The sequence below is a fragment of the Bacteroides sp. 51 genome (assembly GCF_010500965.1).
Lineage (GTDB): Bacteria > Bacteroidota > Bacteroidia > Bacteroidales > Bacteroidaceae > Bacteroides.
This window is the reverse complement of record NZ_QVMI01000017.1, coordinates 160,248-173,177: the sequence shown is the minus strand read 5'-3', so window position 1 is coordinate 173,177 and position 12,930 is coordinate 160,248. Positions and strand designations below refer to the sequence as shown.

Here is a 12,930-nt window from a genome sequence, read left to right as displayed (position 1 = left end):
CAAAAAGTTGCAACGGAGTGCATTTTTTTTAAAAAAAGATTTTGCAGACTCACTTTGGTTTACGTAATTTGTAGCTGAACAAATAATTAACTAACCCTTTAAACAAATTTAGAATCATGAATTCACACATGGAGAAACCTTACGTGGTAGGGATTGATATAGGCGGAACGAACACTGTCTTTGGTATTGTAGATGCACGCGGTAACATTGTATCCAGTGGTGCCGTAAAGACTTCTACGTTCGACAACGTAGAAGATTATGTGGACGATGTCTGCAAAAACCTGCTTCCCCTGATCATCGCGCAAGGTGGTGTAGAAAAAATAAAAGGCATCGGTGTTGGTGCTCCAAACGGCAATTTTTACAGCGGAACCATTGAATTTGCTCCTAACCTACCGTGGAAAGGCGTTATTCCATTGGCTGCCATGTTCGAAGAAAAGCTTGGCATTCCTGCCGCTCTGACGAACGACGCTAACGCTGCTGCCGTAGGCGAAATGACGTATGGTGCTGCCCGTGGTATGAAAGAGTTTATCATGATCACGCTGGGAACCGGTGTAGGTAGCGGTATCGTTATCAACGGACAGGTGGTGTATGGACACGATGGCTTTGCCGGAGAACTGGGACACGTTATCGTACGTCGCGATGGCCGCCTTTGCGGTTGCGGACGTAAAGGTTGTCTGGAAACGTATTGCTCGGCAACGGGTGTGGCGCGTACAGCACGCGAACTCCTGGCTGCCCGTACAGAACCTAGTTTGCTACGCAACATTCCTGTGGAAAGCATTACTTCGAAAGATGTATATGATGCAGCCGTACAGGGAGACGAAATTGCAAAAGGCATTTTCAAGTTTACCGGCGAAATATTGGGCGAGGCGTTGGCCGACTTTATTGCCTTCTCCAGTCCCGAAGCAATTATTCTATTTGGCGGTTTGGCTAAATCGGGCGATTATATTATGATCCCCATTCAGAAAGCCATCGACGATAATGTGCTGAATATCTTTAAAGGAAAAGCCAAATTATTGGTATCCGAACTTAAAGACTCTGATGCTGCCGTTCTTGGAGCAAGCGCATTGGCTTGGGAGCTGAAAGATATAAAAGAGTAATCGTTATACAGGGATTTTTTCGCCAAAAAGTGACACATCTCACACACCGGCAGACAACCTCCTGAATAACAAAACGTTAAGCATGTTGCTTTATCTCTTTCATCTAACACACTTGTACACAAGTCACACGTAAGTGCATTCTTCTTAAAAAGAAGTGGAGTTCTTTCTTTCAGCTTACTCTATTTCTTCAACAATGTACTTGCATAAAGTTTAATACACCCGGGTGTTTCGTACAGATACACCCGGGTGTATTGGTATGAAACACCCGGGTCTTTTAAACCGGAACACCCGGGTGTTTTAAAACAAACGGTGCTGCCTCAACAAAGAGACAGCACCGCCATAATACTTATATAGGGTTAGTTTAAAGGGCACCTACTTGTTTCAAATCGCCATTGGTGTTACGTACTGCAGCAGCACTGGCTTTGAATTTGGCCATTTCTTCTTCATTCAGTGGAAGTTCAACGATCTTTTCGATACCGTTACGTCCCAAAATAACAGGAACACCACAGCAAATATCATTTTCGCCATACTCACCTTCCAATGATACAGAGCAAGGAACCATCTTCATTTGGTTGTGAAGGATAGCTTCAACAACAAAAGCTCCTGCTGCACCCGGTGCATACCAAGCCGAAGTTCCAAGAAGGCCAGTCAGTGTAGCACCACCAACCATGGTAGACTTAACTACTTCTTCAATCTTTTCTGCCGAAAGACAGTTAGAAACAGGTAAACCTTTATATGTAGCGAAACGAGCCAATGGAATCATCGTTGTATCACCATGACCACCAATCACCATACCTTCTACTTCGTTAGCGTTGCAACCAATAGCTTGCGACAAGAAATATTTGAAACGTGAACTATCCAAAGCACCACCCATACCGATGATACGGTTCTTTGGTACGCCCAGTGCTTTCAACGCCAGGTATGTCATCGTATCCATAGGGTTAGAGATAACCACGATAATAGCATCAGGAGAATATTTCAATGCGTTCTGGGCAACAGTCTTCACAATACCTGCATTTACGCCGATCAATTCTTCGCGAGTCATGCCCGGTTTACGAGGAATACCCGAAGTAATTACGATCACGTCAGAATTTGCAGTCTTTTCATAATCATTAGTGCAACCCACCAAAGTTGTATCGAATCCCAACAGCTGAGCAGTCTGCATCATATCCATTGCTTTACCTTCCGATACGCCTTCTTTAACGTCCAGCATTACTACTTCGTCTGCCACTTCATTGAAAGCAAGTACATTTGCACATGTAGCACCTACATTACCTGCGCCTACTACGGTTACTTTTGACATAATATTTAAGTTTTTGAGTTAATAAGTTTTGAATCTTGAGTTTTGAGTTATAAGTCTTGAGTTTCGCATTCTACTCAGAACTTAAAACTCATAACTCAAAACTTGGAGCTGCAAAATTACAACGATAATCTAATTAAAGAAATTTTTCCGCAATAAATTTAGTTAAACGGTTAACAACTTATTTTAAGGGCCTGGGTGTAAAGAAACCATAATTCTCTATACGTCTATGAGGTAAAACAGATTTAAAACATTATTTTTGCAGCGGTTTAACTTAGACCCTGTTCCTACAGGCTCTTATCCGGATAAAAAACTATGAATAAGAAAAACAAGGGATTACTCATTGCAGTCGGCGTATTGGTAATAGCCATGTTAGCTGTCACATACCTGTTGTTCTCCGAAAAACAGAACAACAAAGAACTGGTGCAGATTTTTGAATTGGAAAAAGAAGAACTGGAAAACGACTATACGCGTTTTGCCACACAATACGATGAGTTGAAAATGACCATCACCAATGATTCGCTGGCACAACTACTGGGTCAGGAACAACTGAAAACGCAAAGGCTCCTCGAAGAATTACGCACCGTAAAAAGTAGCAACGCCGCCGAAATCAGAAGACTGAAAAACGAATTGGGCACGCTGAGAAAGGTCATGATGAGCTACATCAACCAGATTGACTCGCTGAACCGGTTGACGGCAGAACAAAAACAAGTCATAGCTGATGTTACCCAGAAATACAACGCAGCATCCCGCCAGATCAGCAACCTTTCCGACGAAAAAGAAAAGCTGAACAAACAAGTCACACTTGCCGCACAACTGGATGCTACCAACGTTTGGGTTCAGCCCAAGAACAAACGCGATAAAACCGTGAAAAAGGTAAAGGACGTAGTAAAGTTCAACATCGGATTCACCATCGTTAAAAACATAACCGCAACCACCGGCGAACGTACCTTATATATACGTATCACCAAGCCGGATAATGATGTATTAACCAAAGATGCATCGCATACATTTACTTACGAAAACCGTACCCTGAACTATTCGATCAAGAAATACATCGAATACAACGGCGAAGAACAAAACATCACCGTTTACTGGCATGTAGAAGAATTCCTATATGCAGGCAACTATCGCGTAGATATCTTCGCAGACGGAACACTCATCGGCTCACAAGGACTCACCTTGGAATAACCCTTGGAATATATCGTAGGGGCGGTTCGCGAACCGCCCAATACACAGGAAACACATACAATACATACAAAACCATTATCGGGCGGTTCGCGAACCGCCCCTACGGTTAATACAAACACAACCAAACTAAATGTACGACCCTCAAATCCACCATCGCCGTTCCATTAGATTAAAAGAATATGATTATTCTAAAGAGGGGTGCTATTTCATCACATTATGTACAATCAATAAAGAATGCCTCTTTGGAGAGATAAAAGAAAACACCATCATTTTAAATAAAACAGGAAAATTAATAATAGAAACCTGGGGATGGTTACAACAACAATATACATTTATGACGATACACGAATGGACTATTATGCCCAATCATCTCCATGCTATTATTGAACTTAAAGATACTGCCACCAAAAATCTCGGAGGAATAATTGGAGCATTCAAAACTGTATCTACCAAAAAGTTTAATCAAATAATCACTCAAAATAACATCCAGCTTTGGCAAAGGAATTATTATGAGCACATCATTAGAGATTCACGTTCTTATGATTCCATCATAAATTATATCAGAACCAACCCTGAACGTTGGATAGAAGACTCATTACACCCGTAGGGGCGGTTCGCGAACCGCCCAATACACAGAAAACACATACAATACACAGAAAGTACATACAAAACCATTATCGGGCGGTTCGCGAACCGCCCCTACAGTATATCATAGAATCACACAACACCTCATTACAAAAAACTTCAATCATTCTTGCATTCTATTTGTAAATCCAATATATTTGCATAGTTGTCTATGCAATTATAATCCTCTTGAACTAAAAGTGGAAATGTTAAAACCAGGTGAACAAAGCGTTAAACCTTGTTGTTCTAAATGCAGAGTATCATAAATATAGATTGTTAATATAATGAGAAGACTGTTTATTCTAGCCCTTTTATCATGCATTGTATTCTCGGTGAAATCTCAGGAATTCCTGAGCCTGGATAGCTGTCGCGCATTGGCCATTGCCAACAACAAAGACCTGATGATAAGTAATGAGCGCATCAATTCCGCACATTATGAAAGAAAAGCAGCTTTTACGAACTACCTGCCAAGCCTCTCGGCTACAGGAGCATACATGCGCAATCAGAAAGAGTTCTCCCTATTAAATAATGACCAAAAAGGAGCATTAAATCATGTAGGAACCACAGTTAACGGAAGCATACAAGAATTTGCACAAGCCATAGGCACCCAGTTCCCCGACCTTCAACCACTAGTCTCATCCCTGGGAAATACAGTGGTTGACCCGCTCAACGGCATCGGAAACTCTGTTGTAGATGCTTTCCGCACAGATACACGCAATGTATATGCAGGCGCCCTCACCCTCACCCAACCTCTTTATATGGGAGGAAAAATCCGCGCCTACAATAAAATTACAAAGTACACAGAAGAACTTGCCCACCAGCAACATCAAACTGGATTACAGGAAGTTATCCTTAGTACAGACCAAGCCTACTGGCAAGTCGTGTCACTCGCAAATAAGAAGAAACTGGCAGAAAGCTATCTCAAGTTGCTACGCAAAATGGATAGCGACATGGAGAAGATGATCAACGAAGGGGTAGCCACCAAAGCCGATGGTCTATCCGTACGCGTTAAAGTGAACGAAGCCGAAATGACATTAACCAAAGTAGAAGATGGCTTAAGTCTATCAAAAATGTTGTTGTGTCAACTATGTGGACTCGATTTGACCACTCCTATTACCTTGCTGGATGAATCAATTGAAGACATCCCGGTTATGAAAAACAATACCGCTTTTGATATGGATGCCGTATACAGTACACGCCCCGAAATACGCAGTCTGGAGTTAGGCACCCAGATATACAAACAAAAGGTAAACGTGACCCGTGCAGAACACCTGCCGACGGTAGCCCTGATGGGAAACTACATCGTGTCCAATCCCAGCGTATTCAACGGCTTCGAGAACAAATTCCGTGGCATGTGGAATGTAGGCGTTGCCGTACAAATACCCATCTGGAACTGGGGAGAAGGCATGTATAAGGTAAAAGCCGCCAAAGCCGAGGCCCGGATAGCAGAATATCAGCTGAATGATGCCAAAGAGAAAATAGAACTTCAGGTAAATCAATCTGTATTCAAAGTAAACGAAGCCACAAAGAAACTAAATATGGCACAAAAGAATATGGAGAAAGCCAATGAAAACCTGCGTTATGCCACACTGGGATTTGAGGAAGGAGTTATTCCTGCCCTTAACCTCCTGGAAGCTCAGACGGCTTGGGTATCGGCACAATCTGATAAGATTGATGCACAAATTGACGTGAAACTAACAGAGATTTACCTACAGAAATCACTTGGGACTTTGAAAAGCAGTCCAAACTGACTTCCGTAGGGGCGGTGTGTCATAAATGGGTTGAATACACTTCGTCATTGCGAACGTAGTGAAGCAATCCAGGTTATACACTTTGTGAGCTGGATTGCTTCGGGTAAACCCTCGCAATGACGTAACGAAATATGCTTATAACACACCCTCAATATACAGTAACGCATACAAAACCATCACCGGGCGGTTCACGAACCGCCCCTACAGCAAAATAATAGAATATGAACAATAAACCAAAACTATCGCAAAACAGCAATATGTTACTTGCATTCTTAACCTTGCTAGGGGTTATTGCATTGGTAGCAATCGTTGGGTTCTTCATGCTCAGAAAAGGACCTGAGATGATTCAGGGACAAGCAGAAGTTACCGAGTATAGGGTATCAAGTAAAGTTCCGGGACGCATTCTGGAGCTTCGGGTTAAAGAGGGACAGAAGGTGAACGCAGGAGATACGTTAGCCATACTGGAAGCACCCGATGTTGTAGCCAAAATGGAACAGGCCCAGGCAGCCGAAGCCGCTGCACAGGCCCAAAACGAAAAAGCTATCAAAGGCGCTCGCTCGGAAGAGATCCAGGGAGCTTACGAAATGTGGCAGAAAGCCATAGCCGGAGTAGATATTGCCGAGAAATCATACAAACGGGTGAAAAACCTGTATGAGCAAGGGGTAATGTCGGCCCAGAAGCATGATGAAGCCAAAGCACAACGCGATGCTGCCATAGCTACAGAGAAGGCTGCCAAATCTCAATACCAAATGGCAAAGAATGGTGCCGAACGTGAAGATAAAATGGCCGCCGCTGCTATGGTAGAACGTGCCAAAGGAGCCGTTGCCGAAGTGGAATCCTACATCAAAGAAACCTACCTGATAGCACAGGCAGCAGGTGAAGTTTCCGAGATATTCCCCAAAATGGGCGAACTTGTAGGCACCGGAGCACCTATCATGAACATCTCCATACTGGATGATATGTGGGTAACCTTCAACGTACGCGAAGATTTACTCAAAGACCTGACTATGGGTGCAGAGTTCGAAGCATTCATTCCCGCAATGGATAATAGGAACATTAAACTGAAAGTTTATTATTTAAAAGACTTGGGCACCTATGCAGCATGGAAAGCCACGAAAACCACCGGGCAGTTCGACCTGAAAACGTTTGAGGTCAGAGGATTGCCACAGGAAAAGGTAGAAGGGTTGCGCCCGGGAATGTCGGTGATTATAAAGAAGTAAAAGCTTGTAGGGGCGGTTCGCGAACCGCCCAATACACAGAAAATATATAAAACCATTATCGGGCGGTTCGCGAACCGCCCCTACAGCAAGATATGACCAAAAACAACAAAAATAAGCTATTTAGTCTAGGACAGATTATGAAGCGTGAATGCCGACGTATGGTAGCACGCCCTCTATATCTGTTCTGTATGGTCATAGCCCCCCTGTTCTGCTATATCTTCTTTACTACCCTCATGGGATCAGGTCTGCCAACGAACCTCCCCATAGCCGTAGTCGATTTAGACGACACTTCTACTTCGCGCAACCTGGCCCGCAATCTCGACGCTTTCGGACAAACATCTGTTATAACCCGGTATGGCACTATAGATGAAGCGCGCTCCGCCATTCAACGCGGAGATATCTATGGTTTCTTCTATATCCCTAAAGGACTATCTGCCGATGCGCAGAATCAGCAACAGCCCACCTTATCATTTTATACAAACAATTCATACCTGATTGCAGGTTCCCTACTATTCAAGGACATGAAAATGATGTCCGAACTAGCATCCGGAGCCGCTGCACGCAGTGTTCTATATGCTAAAGGAGCTACAGAAGACCAGGCCATGGCCTTCCTGCAACCCATTGTTATAGATACACACCCATTGAATAATCCGTGGTTGAACTACTCGGTTTACCTGTGCAATACCTTGATTCCCGGTGTACTGATGTTACTGATATTTATGGTAACCGTATACTCCATCGGGGTAGAAATCAAAGACCGTACAGCACGCGAATGGCTGCGCATGGGAAATAATTCAATCTACATTTCATTGGCCGGTAAGTTGTTACCGCATACCATTGTCTTTTTCATTATGGGTGTTTTCTACAATATATACCTATATGGATATCTGCATTTCCCGATAAACAGTGGCATCCTGCCCATGCTATTTGCCACATTACTTATGATACTGGCATCGCAATGTTGTGGCATTTTCATGATTGGAGTCCTGCCCACCCTGCGCCTGGGACTAAGCTTTGCTTCACTTTGGGGAGTCGTTTCATTCTCCATCTCCGGATTTACCTTTCCGGTTATGGCCATGCACCCGGTGTTGCAGGCATTGAGTAATCTATTCCCATTGCGACATTATTTCCTGATCTACGTAGATCAGGCACTTAACGGATACAGTATGGCATACTCATGGGTGAACTATGTAGCCCTACTCTTATTTATGATGCTTCCCTTCCTGGTTGTAAACCGTCTGAAAGAAGCACTGATTTACTATAAATACATACCCTGATGGCAACACATACATTTAAAGAAACAATTAAAGAAGGAATTCTCGATATGTTCTATATCTGGAAACGGGAATTCCGTGCCGTATTCCGGGATCAGGGCGTATTGATATTCTTTATATTGGTACCATTGGCTTATCCGTTGGTCTACGCTTTTATTTATACCAATGAAGTAGTCAGAGATGTACCCGCAGTGGTGGTTGATGACTCCCGTACGTCTCTGAGCCGGGAGTATCTACGAAAGGTAGATGCTACACCGGATGTTAAAATCATAGCTTATTGCTCGGATATGGAAGAAGCCAAACTGGTAATGAAAGAAAGAGATGCCTATGGGCTCATCTATATCCCTTCCGATTTTAGCAGTAACATTGTCAGAGGTAAGCAATCGCAGATTGGTTTGTATTGCGATATGAGTGGCTTGCTTTACTACAAAAGTCTGTTGATGGCGAATACAGCCGTCTCCCTGGATATGAACCAGGATATCAAGATGACTGTTGCCGGGAATAGTACCGACCGGGAAAATGAGATCACCGCCTATCCCATCAAGTATGAGGATGTGGCTATGTTTAACCCCACAAACGGATTTGCAGCTTTCCTTATCCCGGCTGTTCTTGTATTGATTATCCAGCAAACACTATTGCTGGGAATCGGGTTATCGGCAGGAACCGCACGCGAAAAGAATAAGTTCAAAGATCTGGTACCCATCAACCGTCATTATCATGGTACACTGCGTATTGTACTGGGCAAAGGATTGAGTTACTTCATGATTTATGCCGTGGTATCCGTATATATTTTATGTGTGGTCCCCAATTTGTTTAAACTCAATCAAATCGGACTGCCGGAAGACTTGATTTTATTTATCCTCCCCTATCTCATTGCATCTATATTCTTTGCAATGACGGTTTCTATTTTTATTCGGAATCGTGAAACGTGTATGTTGATCTTTGTATTTACATCTGTTCCGCTATTATTTATCTCGGGTATATCCTGGCCCGGAGCTGCAATTCCTAAATTCTGGGAGTATTTCTCTTACATATTCCCATCCACATTCGGGATTAACGGATTTGTACGGATTAATAATATGGGAGCCACGTTAAATGAAATTGTTCCTGAGTATAAAGCATTGTGGATACAAGCGGGTATTTACTTTATCACAACCTGCCTGGTATACCGCTGGCAGATACTTACAAGCCGGAAGCATATTATCGAAAGGCATAGAGAGCTTAAGGAAAAACGATTAGCGTAGGGGCGGTTCGCGAACCGCCCCTACAGCACATCAAAAATTCAACAAAAGCAGTATTTAACTACATCAAAATATACTCAACACAAAAACACAACATTGATAATCAGCGGAATAAAACATTCAAAGCCATACACTTCTATTCTTAAAAGAAATTGTCAATACAAGCATTCTATTTCAAAGATATACTTAACTTTGTTCTGCACGTGAAGTGTTCCGACTTAATCTATACTAATGCCATATGAAAAACCTGTTCATTTTATTATTCTTCACCGCATTTGCCGTGCCCGTATCTGCCAGTTGGCAATACACCATTAGTAATTACAGCAAACAAGAATATGGTGCGGGTAACCAGAACTGGCAAATTACGCAACATCCTAACGGGTGGATGTATATTGCCAATAGAAAGGGTTTGCTCGAATTCGATGGTGTATACTGGAATTGTTACTCATTCAAGTATACCAAGATGAGGGCTGTTAAAACCGGAAAGGACAACTACATATACGCCGGCGGATTAGAACAATTCGGGTATTATGTATCCAACAACAAAGGAGAACTGATCTATTTCAGTCTATCCGATATGCTCCCGAAAGATATCAAGATTGGTGTGATATGGAATATTGATATAACAGACGACAACAGCGTATACTTTACTTCCAATAACGCTATATTCCACTGGAAAGACAAAAAGCTATCCACCATAGGAACAGACTACAGGATTGTATCGTCAACCACCATTGGCAATACATTATATGTATTCACCAACCAGGGATTAATGGAACTCAATGATGATAAATTAACCCCAATATCCGGCACATCGCATTTAGGAGACTTAAAAATTGTCGATATCCTCCCAACGCGCCATGGGCTCTTGCTGATAAGTAGCCGCAACGGGCTTTATTTCTTCAATGATGGACAAATCACACCCTACCAAGGTACAGCCAGCCGTTTCATCGAAAGCAATCAGATTTTTTGTGCAGCCATGAATAACGAATACCTGGCATTGGGTTCCGTGCAAAACGGCATACTACTCATCCATCTGGATAGCGACGAGATTGAACATATTACGATAGACAACGGACTACAAAACAAAACCGCATTAAAATTATATTTCGATAAAGATGATAATCTATGGGCTGGTCTGGATAACGGCATCGATTGTATTCATCTCAACTCGCCCATTCTATCCATATGTAAAAGCAAGATGATTGGATCGGGCTATAGCGCTTGTGTAAAAGAAGGAAATTTATACCTGGGAACAAACCAAGGACTATACCATGCAGAGGCCGAAAGGCTAACGAAAGAAAAGGAATTGGATATCCGCCTCCTACCGGGAACGGAAGGACAGGTATGGTCGGTACGGCATATTCAAGGCGATGCATTCTGCAATTCCGATAATGGGTTATTTGTCCTTAACGGCGGGAAAGCGGAAAAGATCAAAAACACACTCCCCACATGGAATCTATTATCATTCAACAACAAAGAAGACGTATTGATTGGGGGCACATACTCCGGCCTTTATGTTGTCCGGAAAGAAAATGGAACATGGAGATTCGCACATCGGATAGCTGGTTTTTCGCAATCATGCAAAACGATGCTGGCAGAGGATATGGGAAACAGCATATGGATAGCGAATAGCGAATATGGAGTATGTAGGCTACATATTTCTGATGATCTGAAGAATGTAGAGAACATCAAGAACTATAATAGCGAAAAGTTCCCGATACAAGGAAACATTTGCATATCACGCATAGATAATAGCATTGTACTGACATCTGTTAATGGTTTATACCGGTATAATCAGCTTACCGACTCGCTGGAAGTATATAAAGAACTGGAAGATTTGCTGGATGGAAAGACGCATTATACGTATATAAAGCAAGATGAAAAAAGAAACATCTGGTATGTTGCCAATGGCACATTGAAGCTGGTAAGATATAATCCGAAAGAAAAAGTTTATGAAAAGAATAAATATGAGTCATACCTCAGCAACTCATTAATCGAAGACTTTGAAGATATTTATTTCTATCATGAAGACGAAATTCTGGTTGGTACCGAAGATGGGTTTTCGCTGATCAATGCGGAGCAAAAAGATGTAGCCCACCGGCCGGTGAATCTGCAAATCAGGAAGGTGTATAATACGACTTATCAGGATTCGCTTATTTATGGTAAGAGTTTCACTACACAGGAGGAAGAGATTGTATTGCCTTATTCGCACAATTCATTGAGGATGGAATATAGCACAAGTATATTCGATCCCTTGCAAAATGCCATTTATTCATGGAGGCTGCTGGGCAATGAGAAGGAAGAATGGAGTGAGTATAGTAAGCAAACCATGAAAGATTTCACGCATCTGAGGGAAGGGCAATACACCTTTGAGGTGAGGGCAATAACAAACAGCTCATTAACACCGGCCATTGCTTCGTTCACTTTCAGGATTAAAGCGCCCTGGTATCGAAGCATATGGGCGTATATCTTGTATGGAACATTGTTCATCTTGTTGATATACTCCATATGGCAGCGTATACAGGAGAATCGGAAATTGCTGATTCTACAGAAGGAGCAGGAGATTCTACAAAAAGAGTTGGAGTTCAAACAGGAAAATGAGATTAAAGACAAGAAGATAGACTCACTGCAAGAAGAGAACCTGAAAGCGGAACTAAGGCACAAAACGGCAGAACTGGTTAACTCAACCCTGAATCTGACGCGGAAGAATGAGATCCTCAGAGAGATTAAGAAAGAGGTGATCCATATGGGAAATGCAATTAATGATGCCGACCTGCCAAGTCTGCGCCGGAAGAATCTGCGACTGATTAATAAAATAGATGTCAATCTGGGGCATGATAGCGATATGGACAGCTTTCAGACAAACTTTGATGCGCTGCATCATGGTTTTATCAGTATCCTGGAATCACAATTTCCCGGATTGAATAAGAAAGAGAAAATGCTATGTGTGTATATTCGTATGAATATGATATCGAAAGAGATTGCACCATTGTTGAATTTATCAACACGAGGGGTTGAAATTACCCGGTACCGGCTACGGAAGAAGTTGAATCTGGGAGAGAAGGATAATTTATATGAGTTTCTTCAGAAGATAACGGCGGGTAAGGAATAGGACATAAAGAACGCGTTTCGAGAATAATCAAAAAGATTCGAATTTAACTAAATAGCAATCAAAAAGATTATATTTACACCATATCAATTACATGCCAATATTTTAAAACCCCTCAAT

At 42.3% G+C, this 12,930-nt stretch carries 9 protein-coding genes; 8 read left to right on the top strand and 1 reads right to left on the bottom strand.

Annotated elements, in window-relative coordinates:
* The first annotated feature begins 116 nt into the window (after positions 1-116).
* On the top strand, positions 117-1,097 hold the full coding sequence (locus D0T87_RS14040) for an ROK family protein (RefSeq protein WP_163175766.1): 981 nt from the start codon (positions 117-119) through the stop codon (positions 1,095-1,097).
* Positions 1,098-1,458: 361 nt separating this feature from the next.
* Here D0T87_RS14040 and mdh read toward each other — a convergent pair whose 3' ends face one another.
* Positions 1,459-2,400 carry a malate dehydrogenase gene (gene mdh / locus D0T87_RS14035; RefSeq protein ID WP_163175765.1) on the bottom strand — a complete coding sequence of 314 codons (942 nt, stop codon included), beginning with the start codon at positions 2,398-2,400 and terminating at the stop codon, positions 1,459-1,461.
* A gap of 312 nt (positions 2,401-2,712) precedes the next feature.
* Between mdh and D0T87_RS14030 the strand changes: the two genes are divergently transcribed.
* The 7 genes from D0T87_RS14030 to D0T87_RS14000 all read left to right on the top strand — a co-directional run bounded on the left by D0T87_RS14030 (position 2,713) and on the right by D0T87_RS14000 (position 12,813).
* Entirely contained in the window at positions 2,713-3,588 is an 876-nt protein-coding gene (locus tag D0T87_RS14030) for a hypothetical protein (RefSeq protein ID WP_163175764.1), read from the top strand.
* Between the two features lie 130 nt (positions 3,589-3,718).
* On the top strand, positions 3,719-4,195 hold the full coding sequence (locus D0T87_RS14025) for a transposase (protein ID WP_163175763.1): 477 nt from the start codon (positions 3,719-3,721) through the stop codon (positions 4,193-4,195).
* A gap of 301 nt (positions 4,196-4,496) precedes the next feature.
* Positions 4,497-5,963: a TolC family protein gene (locus D0T87_RS14020; protein WP_163175762.1), complete on the top strand. Its 1,467-nt coding sequence runs from the start codon at positions 4,497-4,499 to the stop codon at positions 5,961-5,963.
* A 221-nt stretch (positions 5,964-6,184) separates the two neighbouring features.
* The gene (locus D0T87_RS14015) at positions 6,185-7,183 is read left to right on the top strand and encodes an HlyD family secretion protein (protein WP_163175761.1); all 999 of its coding nucleotides are present in this window, start codon (positions 6,185-6,187) and stop codon (positions 7,181-7,183) included.
* A gap of 92 nt (positions 7,184-7,275) precedes the next feature.
* A complete protein-coding gene (locus D0T87_RS14010) occupies positions 7,276-8,460 on the top strand; it encodes an ABC transporter permease (RefSeq protein WP_163175760.1) in 1,185 nt (394 codons plus the stop codon).
* On the top strand, positions 8,460-9,701 hold the full coding sequence (locus tag D0T87_RS14005; protein ID WP_163175759.1) for an ABC transporter permease: 1,242 nt from the start codon (positions 8,460-8,462) through the stop codon (positions 9,699-9,701). Before D0T87_RS14010 ends, D0T87_RS14005 begins: the two co-directional genes overlap by 1 nt.
* 235 nt (positions 9,702-9,936) lie before the next feature.
* Complete coding sequence (locus D0T87_RS14000) at positions 9,937-12,813, top strand: triple tyrosine motif-containing protein (protein ID WP_163175758.1); 2,877 nt, start codon at positions 9,937-9,939, stop codon at positions 12,811-12,813.
* The last annotated feature ends 117 nt before the right edge of the window (positions 12,814-12,930 follow it).